The sequence below is a fragment of the Denitratimonas organivorans genome (genome assembly GCF_037478135.1).
In the GTDB taxonomy this organism is placed as follows: domain Bacteria; phylum Pseudomonadota; class Gammaproteobacteria; order Xanthomonadales; family Xanthomonadaceae; genus Denitratimonas.
The window spans coordinates 440,541-454,934 of the sequence record NZ_JBBHDV010000001.1; the positions used below are offsets into that span (position 1 = coordinate 440,541).

At 66.4% G+C, this 14,394-nt stretch carries 12 protein-coding genes; 2 read left to right on the forward strand and 10 right to left on the reverse strand.

Going from position 1 to position 14,394, the window contains the following annotated elements:
- Positions 1–85: 85 nt before the first annotated feature.
- From WDB66_RS01860 to sucC, 6 genes are all read right to left on the reverse strand, one after another.
- Positions 86–658, reverse strand: coding sequence for a Uma2 family endonuclease (locus WDB66_RS01860; protein ID WP_339396724.1), 573 nt, complete (start codon positions 656–658; stop codon positions 86–88).
- Between the two features lie 108 nt (positions 659–766).
- Positions 767–1,681, reverse strand: a complete 915-nt coding sequence (locus tag WDB66_RS01865; protein WP_339396725.1) for a TrmH family RNA methyltransferase — start codon at positions 1,679–1,681, stop codon at positions 767–769.
- Complete coding sequence (locus WDB66_RS01870; RefSeq protein ID WP_339396726.1) at positions 1,678–4,797, reverse strand: efflux RND transporter permease subunit; 3,120 nt, start codon at positions 4,795–4,797, stop codon at positions 1,678–1,680. The genes WDB66_RS01865 and WDB66_RS01870 overlap by 4 nt, the downstream gene beginning before the upstream one ends.
- A 22-nt stretch (positions 4,798–4,819) precedes the next feature.
- A complete protein-coding gene (locus WDB66_RS01875) occupies positions 4,820–5,872 on the reverse strand; it encodes an efflux RND transporter periplasmic adaptor subunit (RefSeq protein WP_339396727.1) in 1,053 nt (350 codons plus the stop codon).
- A gap of 237 nt (positions 5,873–6,109) precedes the next feature.
- Positions 6,110–6,982, reverse strand: coding sequence for a succinate--CoA ligase subunit alpha (gene sucD, locus WDB66_RS01880; protein ID WP_339396728.1), 873 nt, complete (start codon positions 6,980–6,982; stop codon positions 6,110–6,112).
- A 12-nt stretch (positions 6,983–6,994) separates the two neighbouring features.
- Entirely contained in the window at positions 6,995–8,158 is a 1,164-nt protein-coding gene (gene sucC, locus WDB66_RS01885; RefSeq protein WP_339396729.1) for an ADP-forming succinate--CoA ligase subunit beta, read from the reverse strand.
- 169 nt (positions 8,159–8,327) lie between these two features.
- Here sucC and WDB66_RS01890 point away from each other — a divergent pair, with 169 nt between their 5' ends.
- Positions 8,328–9,986 (forward strand): sensor histidine kinase, encoded by a 1,659-nt coding sequence (locus tag WDB66_RS01890; RefSeq protein ID WP_339396730.1) that lies wholly within the window; start codon positions 8,328–8,330, stop codon positions 9,984–9,986.
- A gap of 219 nt (positions 9,987–10,205) precedes the next feature.
- On the opposite strand, the gene WDB66_RS01895 is transcribed toward WDB66_RS01890, so the two are convergent.
- Positions 10,206–10,472 carry a hypothetical protein gene (locus tag WDB66_RS01895; protein ID WP_339396731.1) on the reverse strand — a complete coding sequence of 89 codons (267 nt, stop codon included), beginning with the start codon at positions 10,470–10,472 and terminating at the stop codon, positions 10,206–10,208.
- Positions 10,473–10,561: 89 nt separating this feature from the next.
- Here WDB66_RS01895 and WDB66_RS01900 point away from each other — a divergent pair, with 89 nt between their 5' ends.
- Complete coding sequence (locus tag WDB66_RS01900; protein ID WP_339396732.1) at positions 10,562–10,897, forward strand: Rieske (2Fe-2S) protein; 336 nt, start codon at positions 10,562–10,564, stop codon at positions 10,895–10,897.
- Positions 10,898–10,939: 42 nt separating this feature from the next.
- Here WDB66_RS01900 and WDB66_RS01905 read toward each other — a convergent pair whose 3' ends face one another.
- From WDB66_RS01905 to WDB66_RS01915, 3 genes are all read right to left on the reverse strand, one after another.
- A complete protein-coding gene (locus tag WDB66_RS01905; protein WP_339396733.1) occupies positions 10,940–12,790 on the reverse strand; it encodes an SLC13 family permease in 1,851 nt (616 codons plus the stop codon).
- Positions 12,791–12,873: 83 nt separating this feature from the next.
- Positions 12,874–13,590 (reverse strand): tRNA (guanosine(46)-N7)-methyltransferase TrmB, encoded by a 717-nt coding sequence (gene trmB, locus WDB66_RS01910; protein WP_339396734.1) that lies wholly within the window; start codon positions 13,588–13,590, stop codon positions 12,874–12,876.
- Positions 13,587–14,381: a thiazole synthase gene (locus tag WDB66_RS01915; RefSeq protein ID WP_339396735.1), complete on the reverse strand. Its 795-nt coding sequence runs from the start codon at positions 14,379–14,381 to the stop codon at positions 13,587–13,589. Before WDB66_RS01915 ends, trmB begins: the two co-directional genes overlap by 4 nt.
- Positions 14,382–14,394 lie beyond the last annotated feature (13 nt).

Consider the following 14,394-nt stretch of genomic DNA (forward strand, 5'->3'; position numbering starts at 1 on the left):
GGAGGATTTCCGGCGATGAAAAACCCCGGAACCTTAGCGCGGCCGGGATGAACGGTTCCATCTGACGGCGGGATGCGCGACGGCTTCAGGTTGCGGCCGGGAAGGTCACGTCCTGATAGATGTCCGGCAGCGACAGCGGCGTGTCCAGGCAGGGCAGCATGATGTCGCCCTGCTCGACTTCCTGCACGCGCCAGCCAGTGTCGCGGCGGTACAGCTCCACCCGTGCGAGGTCCTGCTCCACCAGCAGATAGCCTTGCAGGCTGGGCAGGGTCTGGTAGGCCAGCAGCTTTTCGCGCCGGTCCACGCGGGCGGTGGATTCGGAAAGTACTTCCACCAGCAGGCAGGGTGCGCGCCGGAAGTATTTTTCCCGATCCTGCGGGTCGCAGGACAGGATCAGGTCAGGGTAGTAGAAGCTGGTCTTGTCGGCGATATCCACGCGGACTTTCATGTCCGAAGTGAACAGTTGGCAGCCCTTGCGCCGTGCGGCGGGCGTCATGGCATAGGCCAGCGCATTGAGAATCAGACCGTGCCGATCACTGGCGCCGGTCATGGCATAGACCTGCCCGTCGATATAGTCGTGGCGCTGTTCGCCATCGGCTTCGCCGGCCAGATAGTCTTCGATGCTGATGAAGGGTCTGCGTGCGCCCGGTGCGGACATGGCTGATGCCCTCGGGATGGTTTGGTGCAAGTCTAGCCCGGATGTTTGCGGAATTCGTGCGCTCTGGTGTGCCCTTTTCATCAAATATCCGGGCATACCCGGAATGTTTCAGCGGTGGCGTGAAGGGTTGCGTGAAGAAAACGCGGCCAGCAGCACCGCGACCGCGCTGGCGATGTTGAGGCTCTCGACCCGGCCGCTGCCGGGGATGCTGAGGCGTTGCCGGCAGCGTTCGATCAGGGACTGTTGCATGCCTTCACGTTCGGCACCGAGCACGAACACGGTACGTGGCGGCAGTTCTGCTTCGAACAGCGAATCACCGCCGCGCGGCAGGGTCGCGGCCAGGCTGAAACCGGCGCGTTGCAGGGCCTCGACGGCCTGTTCCTGTGCTTCCAGCCGTACCAGCGGCACCGCTTCGGCGCCACCTTCGGCGACGCGGCAGGCGGCACCGGACAGGGCCAGTTCCGAGTCGTGCGGCAGCAGCACGGCGGCGATGCCGAAGTGCGCCGCGCTGCGCAGGACCGCACCGAAGTTGTGCGGGTTGCCGACACCGTCCAGCCACAGCAGGCAGGCCGCTTCATTGGCGGGAAGCGATGCCAGAAATTCTTCCAGCGCCAGTTCCGGCGGGCGCCGCATCTGCAGGCAGACACCTTCGTGGTGCTGGCTGCCGGTGAGCTTGGCCAGATCCTCGTCGGCCACGACGCGGTAGCCGAGGCGATGCTTGACACACCAGGCCATCAGCTCGCGCAGCAGTGGAATCCGGGCTTCGCTGAGCCAGGCCTTGCGCAGATCCTGCGGGCGCGCGGCGAAGGCGGCCAGGCTGGCGTTGAGGCCGAAGACGCGCAGTTCCTCACGCCGCTGCACAGCAGCGTATGGCGCGCTGCGTGCAGAGGTGGATTCATCGCTGTCGGGCGTTTGCGGTGGTGGGGTGGTGTGTGCGGCAGCGCGGCGCGCGGCTTCCCGTGCGCGCTTGTCCGGGCGCGGGCCGCCGCGTGGCAGTTTCGGCCAAACCGGGTCCTTGCTCATCCATGGCCTCCAACGGCTCGGGATTGTTGTTCCAGTACTTCGATTTCGCGTGCCAGCGCCTGCGGCGAACGGGTGCGTGGCGCCAGCAGCCGGTAGAACGCCGGCACCACATACAGCGACAGCAGGGTGGAGAAGGACACGCCGAAGATCAGCACCACACCGACCGTGCTGCGGCTGGCCGAGCCCGGCCCGCCGGCCGCGACCAGCGGAATCGCGCCGGCGACGGTGGCGATCGAGGTCATCAGGATCGGGCGCAGGCGCACCGAAGCGGCCTCGGCGATGGCCTCGTCGACGCTGCGGCCTTCGTCACGCAGCTGATTGGCGAATTCCACGATCAGGATGCCGTTCTTGGCTGCCAGTCCGACCAGCATCACGATGCCGATCTGGCTGAAAAGATTGAGCGAGCCACCGGTGATCCACAGCCCGATCAGCGCGCCCAGCACCGCCAGCGGCACCGTCAGCATGATGACGATGGGGTGGATGAAGCTCTCGAACTGCGCCGCCAGCACCAGGTACACGATCAGCAGCGCCATCAGGAAGGTGAACATCACCGCGCCGCCGGCCTGAAGATATTCGCGCGATTCGCCCTTGAAATCGATCTGCGCCACGTCCGGCAGTTCCTCGGCCGCGACCTGCTGCACCCAGGCGATGGCCTCGCCCAGGGTGTAGCCCGGCGCCAGGCCGCCGGACACGGTGATCGCGCGCAGCCGGTTGAAGCGGTTGAGCGAGCCGGGTTCGGCCAGTTCGCTCAGGGTCACGACGCTGGCCAGCGGCACCAGGTCGCCGCTGCGGGTGCGCACGTGAATGTTTTCCAGATCGGCCGGGTCGCTGCGGTCGTCGGCGCGTGCCTGCAGCATCACATCGTATTCCTCGCCGGCATCGACGAAGGTGGTGACGCGGCGCGAGCCCATCATGGTTTCCAGCGTGCGGCCGATGTCCTGCACCGAAATTCCGAGATCGGCGGCGCGGTTGCGGTCGATATGGACGCGCACCTGCGGACGGGTTTCCTTGTAGTCCGAGTCGACCGCGAACAGGCCGGGATTTTCCACGGCACGCGCCAGGATGCGGTCGCGCCACTGCGCCAGTTCCTCGTAATCCGGGCCGCCGATGACGACGTTGAAGGGCTGGCCACGGCTACGCACCAGTCCGGTCCGCACCTGCGGCAGTGCCCGCACGCCGGGGATTTCGGCCAGCACTTCGCGCACTTCTTCAACCACTTGCGCGGTGCTGACATCACGCTCGCGCCAGCCCTTCAGGAACACCATCGCCATGCCGGTATGCATTTCCTCGCTGCCGCCAAAGCCGCCGGGTACGCGGGTGTTGACCCGGTCCAGCGTATGCTCGGGGCTGGTCATCGGGATCATCAGGGCTTCCACCTGGGCGATCTGCTGCACGCTGTAGTCGAAGCCGGCGCCTTCCGGTCCCTGCACGCTGATGAAGAACGCGCCGCGATCCTCGGGGGGCGCCAGTTCGTTCGGTACCTGGCCGCCCAGCAGCAGACTCAGGCCGAGCGCGCCGAGCATCAGCAGCGCGAACAGCAACGGCTTCCTGCTGGTGCGTTCGACCTGGCGGCGATAGGTTTGCGAAAGCTGTTTCAGGCGCCGGTTGATCCAGCCGACCAGGCCGCCGACCTCCCGCTGCGGGCGCACCAGTTTGGAGGACATCATCGGCGTCAGCGTCAGCGCGACGAAGGCCGAAATCGAGATCGCTGCCGCCAGCGCCACCGACAGTTCGCGGAACAGGCGGCCGGTATTGCCTTCCATGAAGCCCACCGGCAGGAACACCGCGACCAGTACCGCCGTGGTGGCGATCACCGCGAAGCCGACCTGGCGGGTGCCACGGATCGCGGCCACCAGTGGCGGTTCGCCCAGATCGCAACGGCGCTGGATGTTTTCCAGCACCACGATGGCATCGTCCACCACCAGCCCGATGCACAGCACCAGTGCCAGCAGGGTCAGCAGGTTGATCGAAAAACCGAAGGCGAACAGCGCGATGAAGGCCGACACCAGACACACCGGTACCGTCACCGCCGGCACCAGCGCGGTGCGCAGGCTGCCCAGGAACAGGAAGATCACGACCAGCACCAGCGCCATCGCCTCGGCCAGGGTCCAGTAGACGCGCTCGACCGCCGCCTCGATGAATACGGTGTTGTCGAATGCGGAAAAAATCTGCACGCCCTCGGGCAGCGAGCGCTGGATCTCCACGGCTTCGGCCTTGGCTGCGCGGGCCACGTCCAGGGCGTTGGCGGTGGAGGTCTTGACGATGCCAAGTCCGACGTTGGGCTGGCCGTTGCTGCGGTAGTAGGAGCGACGTTCAGCCGAGGCGCGTTCCACCTGCGCGACGTCGCCCAGCCGGACCAGATAACCGTCCTCGCCCTTGCGCAGCACCAGCGCGGCGAAGTCTTCCGGTTCCAGATAGTTGCGCGCCACGCGCAGGGTGAAATCGCGGTCGGCGGACTCGATGCGGCCGGCCGGCAACTCCACGTTCTCGCGCTGCAACGCGTTTTCCACATCGGTCACGGTCAGGCCGCGTGCGGCCAGCGCTTCGCGGTCCAGCCAGATGCGCATCGCATAGCGCTGCTCGCCGCCGATGCGCACCGTGGCCACGCCGTCCAGCGCCGAGAGCCGGTCCACGACATAGCGGTCGGCGTAATCGCTCAGCTCCAGCGTATCCATCGTGGTGGCGCTCATGTTGAGCCACAGGATGGCGTCGGCGTCGGCTTCGACCTTTTCGATGCGCGGCGGGTCGGCCTCGTCCGGAATGCGGTTCTGGACCCGGCTGATGGCGTCGCGCACGTCGTTGGCGGCGGCTTCGATGTCGCGTTGCAGGGTGAATTCGATGGTCAGGCTGGAGCGCCCGTTCTCGCTGCGCGATTCCAGCGTTTCAACGCCTTCGATGCCGCTGACCGCATCTTCCAGCACCTGCGTCACGCGGCTTTCCACCACGGCGGCGGAGGCGCCCGGGTAGGTGACCCGCACCGACACCACCGGCGGATCGATCGCCGGCAGTTCACGCAGCGTGAGGCGGGTGAAGGACATCACGCCCAGCGCGATCAGCAGCAGGCTCATCACGGTGGCCAGCACCGGACGTTTGATCGAAAGATCGGAAATCATCATGGCCGGCGTGCTCCGCAGGTGCTCACTGCGCGTTCGCCGTTTCGGGCAGGCGCACGCGGGCGCCGTCGCGCAGCTTGCCGGTGCCATCGACCACGATGCTGTCGCCGGCACTGACGCCGGAGGTCACTTCGACCTGGCCGCTGCGGCGCGCACCCAGCTGGACGGTCACCTGTTCCACCGTCAGGTCATCACGGATGCGATACAGCAGGGCACGCGTGCCGACCTGCACGACGGCGATTTCCGGCACCGCCAGGGTATTGCGCCGGTCCTGCAGCAGGCGTACCGACAACAGCATGCCGGGGCGCAGCAGCGCTTCGGGGTTCGGAAGTTCGGCACGCACGGTGATTGCACGGGTCAGCGGGTCCACGCGCGAATCCACCGCGCTGACCCGGCCTTCGAATGTTTGCTCCGGAAAGGCGTTGCTGTGCGCCTGGATCACATCGCCACTGTCGACCTGGCCAAGGTGGTTTTCCGGTATCGGGAAATCGAGCTTGATGGTGCGGATGTCGTCCAGCGTGCTGATCACCGTGCCCGGTGTCACCAGTGCGCCGGGGCTGACCTGGCGGAAGCCCAGCACGCCGGCGAAGGGCGCGCTGATGATGCGGTCGGCCAGCGCCGCGCGGATCGCGTCGGCGCGCGCGCGCGCGGCATCGCGTACCGAGAGCTGGGTATCGAGCTGACTGCGCGGGATGGTGCCCTGTTTCACCAATTCCGCCAGGCGGTCGTATTGCTTGCTGGCCTCCACAAAGGTGGCCTGCGCGGCTTCCAGTTGCGCCACTTCGGCGCGGCCGGAAAGATCCACCAGCACGTCACCGGCTTCGACGAAATCGCCATCCTGAAAATTCACCCGGGTCACGGTTTCGGTGACTTTGGCGGTCAACGTGACCGATTCATTGGCTTGCGCCGTGCCCAGGGCTTGGATTTCGTCCTGCCATGACACCTGTTCCACCGTGCCGGCGGTGACCAGCGGCGGCAGCGCGGCCTGGCCGCCGGAAGCCGGGCCGTCCTTGCCGCAGCCGGCGAGCAGGACGGTCAGGAGCAGCACGAGACTGCGGACGCGAAGTTGTTGCAGCATGGGACTTCCTTGTAGGCAGGCGGCCCGGTGTGACCGGAAGTGCGAAGTTGGGCTCCAGGCTGACAACCGGACTATGCCTGCGATCGCATCGGACACGCAGAATCGGCCGATTGTACGGGCGCGCCTGCGCTGCTGCATGGGTCAGGTGTCATGCCCGGCGGTGGTAAGGATGCGGTTCCACCGAAAAAACGAAGGGCCGCACATGGCGGCCCTTCGGGTGCTGCATCGGTGTGGCGGTCAGGCCAGGCGCTTGGCGATCGCAGCGCCCAGATCACCGGGTGATTTCACCGTGGTGACGCCGGCTTCCTCCAGCGCGGCGAACTTGCCGGCGGCGGTGCCGCTGCCACCCGAGGCGATGGCACCGGCGTGGCCCATGCGCTTGCCTTCCGGGGCCGAGGCGCCGGCGATGAAGCCGACCACCGGCTTGGTGACGTACTCGGAGATGAACTGCGCGGCTTCTTCCTCGGCGCTGCCGCCGATTTCGCCGACCATGATGATGCCTTCGGTCTGCGGGTCGTCCTGGAACAGACGCAGCGCGTCGATGAAGTTCATGCCCTGGATCGGATCGCCACCGATGCCGATCACGGTGGACTGGCCCAGCCCGGCGGCGGTGGTCTGCTTGACCGCTTCATAGGTGAGGGTGCCGGAACGCGACACGATGCCGACCTTGCCGACGCTGTGGATGTGGCCGGGCATGATGCCGATCTTGCATTCGCCCGGGGTGATGACGCCGGGGCAGTTCGGGCCGATCAGCACGACATCGTCGTAGCCGGCGAGCACGTTCTTGACCCGCAGCATGTCCAGCACCGGGATGCCTTCGGTGATGCAGACGATGACCTGGATGCCGGCATCGGCCGCTTCCAGGATCGCGTCGGCCGCGAACGGGGGCGGCACGTAGATGACCGAGGCGTTGGCGCCGGTTTCCTCGACCGCATCGACCACGGTGTTGAAGACCGGCAGGCCCAGGTGTTCGGTACCGCCCTTGCCGGGCGTGACGCCGCCGACGACCTTGGTGCCGTAGTCGAGCATCTGCTCGGCGTGGAAGGTGCCCTGCTGGCCGGTGAAGCCCTGCACGATCACCTTGGTGTTCTTGTTGACCAGTACGCTCATGGTGTCGTGTCCTCAGGCTGCGATGGCGGCGACGGCCTTGCGGGCGCCGTCGTTGATGTCGTCGGCAGGCGTGATCGCCAGGCCGGAGTTCTTCAGCAACTCCTTGCCCTTCTCCACGTTGGTGCCTTCCAGGCGCACGATGACCGGCACCTTGACGTCCACTTCCTTGACCGCGGCGATGATGCCTTCGGCGATCATGTCGCAGCGCACGATGCCGCCGAAGATGTTGACGAAGATCGCCTTGACCTTGTCCGAGGACAGGATCAGCTTGAAGGCTTCGGTCACGCGTTCCTTGGTGGCGCCGCCGCCGACGTCGAGGAAGTTGGCCGGCGAGCCGCCTTCCAGCTGGATCACGTCCATCGTGGCCATGGCCAGACCGGCACCGTTGACCATGCAGCCGATGTTGCCGTCCATGGTCACGTAGTTCAGATCGTGCTGGCTGGCAGCGACTTCGGTTTCGTCTTCCTGGCGGATGTCGCGCATCGCAGCCAGATCGGCGTGGCGGAAGGTGGCGTTGTCGTCGGAATTGACCTTGCCGTCGAGCACGGCCAGATCGCCGTTGGTCAGGATCGCCAGCGGGTTCAGTTCGACCAGCGCCAGATCCTTTTCATTGAACAGCTTGTACAGGCCCATCATCAGCTTGGTGAGCTGGCCAACCTGTTTGGCGGTCAGGCCCATCGCGAAGCCGACCTGGCGGCACTGGAACGGCTGCAGGCCCTGGACGTAATTGACGTGCAGGGTCTGGATCTTTTCCGGGGTTTCAGCGGCGACCTGTTCAATGTCGACACCGCCCTCGCTGGAGGTGATGAAGGTGATCGAACGGGTGGAGCGGTCCACCAGCAGCGACAGGTACAGCTCCTTGGCGATGTCGGTGGCCTGGGTCACCAGCACCTTGTCGATCGGAAGTTCGACACCGGCGGACTGGTAGGTGGCCATGCGCGTGCCGAGCATGGCCGAGGCGTACTGCTTGACCTCGTCCAGGGTCTTGGCGAGCTTGACGCCGCCGGCCTTGCCGCGCCCGCCGGCGTGGATCTGCGCCTTGACGACCCAGAAGTCGCCTCCGATGGATTTGGCGGCCGCAACGGCTTCATCCGGCGTGGTGGCGGTCTTTCCGGCCGGAACCGGAATGCCGTACCGGGCGAACAGTTCCTTGGCCTGATACTCGTGGAAGTTCATGCATCACCTTGTGGGAAGGTAGGAGAGGGAGGGCGGGGCCGGAAGGCCGACGCCACGCCGTTGCCAGGGCCGCGAGGGCCGGAACGGGCCGCCCATTTTGATGGACGCGCCGGGCAAAGGCAAAACGCGCGATACTGTGACGAAGTGTCAACAAGGGCCGGGGCGGGGGATGAGCGAGATCGCGCTGCGCGACGAAGATGAGAGCCAGAGCCGTTCCGGCGACGAAGCGCTGCGGCGCGAACTGTATTTCTTCACCCTGTACCGCGCCCTGGTGGCGGCGTTGTTCGCACTGCTGGCGTTCGGTTCGTTGCCGGACGACTGGGTCACGCTGAGCCGGCCGCTGCTGGCCTCGGCGGTGGCCGCCAGTTATCTGGTGGTGTCGATGCTGCTGCTGTTGCACGGACGCCGTGCGCACCAGCCGCTGTACGGCCAGGTGGTAGCCGGCGTGGTGCTGGACATCGTCGCCACCTTGCTGATGGTGCATTCGGTCACGCATCTGCAGACTGGCATCGCGATGGCGCTGATCGTGACCTTCGGCGCGGCTTCGATCCTGCTGCCGCTGCGCACCACGCTGACGCTGGCGGTGGCGGCCGGCGTGCTGCTGCTGGTGGAATACGTGTTCTCGCGCATGGCCGACGGGCTGGACCGGCGCACGCTGATCGAAATCCTGGTCTGCGCGGCGGGCTATCTGGCGATGGCCAGGCTCGGCGACCTGATCGGCGGACAGATGCGCGCCACCCATGCACTGGCCGAACAGCGCAGCGTGGAAGTGGCCAGCCTGGCGCAGATCAACGAGCTGATCATCCGACGCATGCGCACCGGCGTGCTGGTGGTGGACGTGGCCGGCACCGTCCACCTCTACAACGAGGCCGCCTGGCATCTGGTCGGGCAGCCCAGTGGCGGCATGCTGGCGCTGGGCGATATCGCGCCGGAGCTGGCGCAGCGCCTGTTCCAGTGGCGCATGGACAACGACCGTAATGACGGCCGGGCGCTGAAACTGGGCGAGGACGTGCCGGAGGTGATCCCGCGTTTCGCCCGGCTGGAGGCCAACAACGAGTTGTTCGTGATCTTCCTGGACGATACCTCGGTGCTGGCGCGGCGGGCCGAGGAAATGACGCTGTCCAACCTCGGCCGGCTTTCGGCCAGCATCGCGCACGAAATCCGCAACCCGCTGGCGGCGATCAGCTATTCGGCGCAGTTGCTGGAAGAGTCACCTGACTTGCCCGAGGCTGACCGGCGCCTGGTGGAGATCGTGCTGAACCACTGCCAGCGCATGAACGGCATCATCGAGAACGTGCTGAACCTGTCACGGCGCGAGCGCTCGCGGCCCGAATCGCTGGATCTGGGGCAGTGGGTGCCGCGCTTCGTCGAGGAATACCGCGCCAACCACTATCTGGAAGGCACCGAACTGCGTGCGGTGGCGCAGGGCAAGCACCTGAACGCGATGGTCGATCCGCAGCAACTGGACCAGGTGCTCAGCTGTCTGGTGCAGAATGCGATCAACCATGGCCACCTGCCGGGCGAGCCGGCGCGCATCACCGTTACTGCCCGCCGGATGAACGAGGGCGGGCCGACGCTGGTGGAAGTCATCGATCGCGGCCCCGGCATTCCGCCGAAAGTGGCCGCGACGATCTTCGAGCCCTTCGTCACCACGCATGAGCATGGCAACGGCCTGGGGCTCTACATCGCGCGGCAGTTGTGCGATGCCAACCAGGCCCGGCTGGAGTTCGTGCCGATGGCCGGCGGCAGTTGCTTCCGCCTCACCCTGGCACACGCGCAGCGACTGGAAAACCTGCCGGGCATGCGGCAGTCGGAAATTGCGCGTTGACGAGTGTCTGTGCCGGGCTTTTCGCAGCCAGACGCAGGCACGGGATCGCACGCAAGCCCGCGGGGAACGGAGTGTGGTCGGACGCCAGAAGCGGTGGTTTTTCTGCAGGCGTCTTTGGTGAAGCGGCTAACCACAACGCAACACTTTTTCGGGAGTGGTCCTGGCCGCGCTGGGGCTTGGGGTCGGAACACACTCCGAAGCGGGGCGGTCAGCGCCGGCTCAGTGCCGGTGCAGCGTATGCCGGGTCTTTTCCACCACCGAGAACTCGCCTTCGATCACGTTCGGATCAACCGGGCGGGTGGCGCCCGGCGGCACTCCGCGCAGGCCCAGCAGCAGGCGACGGACCGCATAGCCCAGCACCACCGCCGCCGCGACGATCAGCCCGAAGGCGGTGAACATTCCCAGCAGCACCAGCCCGGCCAGCCCCAGCGCCAGACGCGCCAGCGGGTGCCGGGGAGGGTTCAGGGAAAACATGAAAGGTCGCATCGCAATGTCCTTGGCATGGCAGAATGCCGCGCTCCGTTGTCCGAGTATCGGGGTCGCTGCGCGGCATCACAAGTGACCCGAATCCCATCATGTCGTTCATTTTCGTTGCATCGCTGGACACCCTGCCCGAGGGCGGGGTGCATGAAATCCGCGCCGTGGTTGGTGGCGAGGACAGCTCGCTGCTGGTCTTGCGCCAAGGCGAGCAGGTGCGGGTATTCCACAATGTCTGCCCGCATGCCGGGCGCAGTCTGGAGCTGGCGCCGGGGCGTTTTCTGGTCGATCAGGGCCTGCTGGTGTGCGCCGCACACGGCGCCTGCTTCACGATTCCACAGGGTGACTGCGTATCCGGCCCGTGCCGCGGCCAGTCACTGAGTGAAGTGTCCAGCGAGCTGCGCGACGGCCAGCTGTGGATCGATCCGGCCTGAACAGAAGCGTTTTGATCCCCGGAATCCGGGCAGCGTGCAAGGTCAGCGGATCAGGTTGACCATGCCCAGCACCACGGCCAGGTACAGGAAGGTCAGCGGCAGGCCGACCCGGATCAGATCCCAGGCGCGATAACCGGCCGGGCCGGAGGCCATCGCCAGCACCGGGTTGGAGACGCTGAGGAAATTATTGGACGCCGCCAGCGCCACGATCAGCGCGAACGAGAGCGGCGGCCCGCCGGCGGAAATCGCCACGTTGATCGCGATCGGCACCATGATCGCGGTGGCACCGACATGGCTGACCACCAGTCCCAGCACCACGGTCAGCATCGCCAGCGAGGCCTGAAGCACGAAGATCGGCACCTCGCCGAGGCGGTCGAGCATGCCCTGCGCCAGATAGGCGGCCAGGCCGGAGGATTCCACCGCCCAGCCCAGCGGGATCAGGCCGGCCATCAGGAATACCGTCTTCCAGTTGATCGCGCCGTAGGCCTCGTCCATGTTCAGCACCCCGGCCAGCACCATCGCCACCGCGCCGCCCATCAGCGCCACCGGCACCGCGACCTGGTGACTGACCGCCAGCGCGATTGCCAGCCCGAAGATCGCGATCGCCAGCCACAGCTTGTGCGGGCGCTGTTCTTCCTTCGGAAAATCGGTGACCACGACGAAATCCCGGTTCGCCGCAGCCTTGGCCAGATCGCGCCAGATGCTGTGGAACACCAGCATGTCGCCGGCGCGCAGCGTCATCTTGCGGTAGTCCTCGCGGTAGACCTCATTGCCGCGATACACCGCCAGCACGCTGATGCCGTGGCTGCGGCGCAGATGCAGATCGCCCAGCACCTGGCCGATGAAACGCGAGGTCGGCGGGATCACTGCTTCGGAAATGCCGGCGCGGCTGGGATTGAACAGATCACCGAAATGGCGCAGCCGGGTCTGCATCCGCAGCAGGTTGTTCTGCGCGTAGTCGGATACCTGTTCGCGCGTGCCCATCACGCCCAGCACGCTGCCAACCCAGATCATCTGGTCGGTCGGTGGCGCCAGACGCGATTCGTTGCCGGATTTGAGCGCCAGCAGCAGCGGCGCGCCCTTCTGCGCCTCGGCCTCGCCGATCGACATGCCCACCAGCGGGCTTTCGGCGGTGACGGTCAGTTCGAACACGTCGCCGGCGATGCCGTAGGTGCGCGCGAAATAGCTTTCGGTACGTGCCGGCGTCACGCTCTTGTCGGCCAGCCCGCCGAGCAGGCGGCGACCGAACAGGCGAAAATACAGTAGTCCCATCGCCAGCAGCGCCAGCCCCACCGGCGTCGGCGCGAACATCGGCAGCGGGTTCAGCGTGGCCACGCCCGAGGGCAGGTTGCGGTTGGCCTGGGCCAGCAGGTCGTTGAGCATGATCAGCGGCGAGTTGCCGACCATCGTCAGGGTGCCGCCCAGCACGATGCACACCGCCACCGGCAGCATCACCCGCGCCAGCGCCACGCCGCTGCGCCCGGACAGGCGCGAGACCACCGGCAGGAACAGCGCCATTACGGAGGGATTCTGCATCGTGGCCGAGGTCAGCCCGGCGGTGGCCGAGGCGTACAGGATCAAGCGCTCTTCCAGCCCCTTGGAGCGGCGCAGCAGCCAGATTGCGATGCGATTCAGCAGGCCGGTGCGGTCAAGCCCGGCGCTGAGCACCATCGTGGCCATCACGCTGATCACCGCGGTACCGGCGAATCCCTGGAAGATCTGCTCCGAAGGCACCAGCCCGGTGAGCCCGAGCATCACCAGCACCAGCAGCGCGGTGACATCGCTGCGCAGCTTCTCCCAGACGAACATCACCATCGTGAAGCCGACCAGCGCCAGCACCAGCATCATCTCGATGCTCAGGACCGCCCCGCTGTCGGCCAGCTCCAGATCCATTGTTCAGCCCGAGCCTCCGGGCAGCATCGCGCGCGCCACCGCACCGGCCCGTGGGCCACCGCTGCGATGACGGCGCCGGTACCTCATGGATCGTGGCGGCGCAGGTAGAGCAGATCCCAGACGCCGTGTCCCAGGCGCAGACCGCGCCGTTCGAAATGGGTTTCCGGGCGCCAGCTCGGGCGCGGGAAGTAGCCGCGCTCACCGGCGCGGTTCTCGAATTCCGGCAGTGCATCGAGCACGTCCCACATGTGCTCGGCGTAGGGTTCCCAGTCGGTGGCCAGGTGCAGCAGGCCGCCGGGCGCGAGCTTGCGTGCCAGCAGCCGCGCGAAAGCGGGCTGGATCAGGCGGCGCTTGGAGTGACGCTTCTTGTGCCACGGGTCGGGAAACCAGATGCGGATCTCGGCCAGGCTGGCATCGGTGATATCGCGCTCCAGCACTTCGACCGCATCGTGGTTGTAGACCCGCACATTGTCCGCACCGTCCTCGGCCAGCGCATTCAGCAGGCGACCGACGCCGGGGCGGTGCACTTCGATGCCGATGAAGTCGCGTTGCGGCTCGTTGCTGGAGGCAAAATGCAGCGCCTGGCCGTTGCCGAAACCGATTTCCACGACCCGGTCGGCCTGGCGCCCGAACACCGCATCGAAATCACGCGGCGTGCCGGCCGGTTCCAGCCCGTAGCGCGCCCAGTGCTGCTCGAACGCGCGCTCCTGCGACGGCGTCAGCCGGCCCTGGCGCAGCACGAAACTGCGGATCGGGCGACCCTGCAGCGGCGTGGACGGGTCAGGTCCGGCAGCTGTCATCCGATCACTCCGTCCAGCGGCGAGGAGGCGCTGGCGTAGCGCTTGCGCGGAATGCGACCGGCACGGAAGGCGGCGCGCCCGGCCTCGACCGCAAGTTTCATTGCATGTGCCATCAGCACCGGATCCTGTGCGCCGGCGATTGCGGTGTTCATCAGCACGCCGTCGCAGCCAAGCTCCATCGCGATTGCTGCGTCCGAGGCGGTGCCGACACCGGCATCCACGATGATCGGCACCTTCGCGTTCTCGATGATTTCCAGCAGGTTGTAGCGGTTCTGGATGCCCAGGCCGGAACCGATCGGCGCCGCCAGCGGCATCACCGCGACGCAGCCGATTTCTTCCAGACGCTTGGCCAGGATCGGATCGTCGGATGTGTAGACCATCACCTGGAAACCATCGGCCACCAGCATCTCGGCGGCTTTCAGCGTCTGCACCACGTCCGGGTACAGGGTCTTGCTGTCGCCCAGCACTTCCAGCTTGACCAGGGTGTGGCCGTCCAGCAACTCGCGTGCCAGGCGTAGGGTGCGGACCGATTCCTCGGCGGTGTAGCAGCCGGCGGTGTTGGGAAGAATGGTGTAGTGCTCGGGCGGCAGCACGTCCAGCAGATTCGGTTCGTCCGGGTTCTGGCCGATGTTGGTGCGGCGGATCGCCACCGTGACGATCTGGGCGGCGGCGGCCTCGGTGGCACGCCGGGTTTCGTCCAGATCCTTGAACTTGCCGGTGCCGGTGAGCAGACGCGAACGATAGCTGCGGCCTGCGATCAGCAGGGGGTCGGAGTGGTTGTTTTCTTGCATTGTTTGATTATCC

Bases quoted from the DNA above. Each gene is read 5' to 3' on its own strand.
- WDB66_RS01860 (WP_339396724.1), bottom strand. From the start codon at position 658: ATGTCCGCACCGGGCGCACGCAGACCCTTCATCAGCATCGAAGACTAT.
- WDB66_RS01865 (WP_339396725.1), bottom strand. From the start codon at position 1,681: ATGAGCAAGGACCCGGTTTGGCCGAAACTGCCACGCGGCGGCCCGCGC.
- WDB66_RS01870 (WP_339396726.1), bottom strand. From the start codon at position 4,797: ATGATGATTTCCGATCTTTCGATCAAACGTCCGGTGCTGGCCACCGTG.
- WDB66_RS01875 (WP_339396727.1), bottom strand. From the start codon at position 5,872: ATGCTGCAACAACTTCGCGTCCGCAGTCTCGTGCTGCTCCTGACCGTC.
- sucD (WP_339396728.1), bottom strand. From the start codon at position 6,982: ATGAGCGTACTGGTCAACAAGAACACCAAGGTGATCGTGCAGGGCTTC.
- sucC (WP_339396729.1), bottom strand. From the start codon at position 8,158: ATGAACTTCCACGAGTATCAGGCCAAGGAACTGTTCGCCCGGTACGGC.
- WDB66_RS01890 (WP_339396730.1), top strand. From the start codon at position 8,328: ATGAGCGAGATCGCGCTGCGCGACGAAGATGAGAGCCAGAGCCGTTCC.
- WDB66_RS01895 (WP_339396731.1), bottom strand. From the start codon at position 10,472: ATGCGACCTTTCATGTTTTCCCTGAACCCTCCCCGGCACCCGCTGGCG.
- WDB66_RS01900 (WP_339396732.1), top strand. From the start codon at position 10,562: ATGTCGTTCATTTTCGTTGCATCGCTGGACACCCTGCCCGAGGGCGGG.
- WDB66_RS01905 (WP_339396733.1), bottom strand. From the start codon at position 12,790: ATGGATCTGGAGCTGGCCGACAGCGGGGCGGTCCTGAGCATCGAGATG.
- trmB (WP_339396734.1), bottom strand. From the start codon at position 13,590: ATGACAGCTGCCGGACCTGACCCGTCCACGCCGCTGCAGGGTCGCCCG.
- WDB66_RS01915 (WP_339396735.1), bottom strand. From the start codon at position 14,381: ATGCAAGAAAACAACCACTCCGACCCCCTGCTGATCGCAGGCCGCAGC.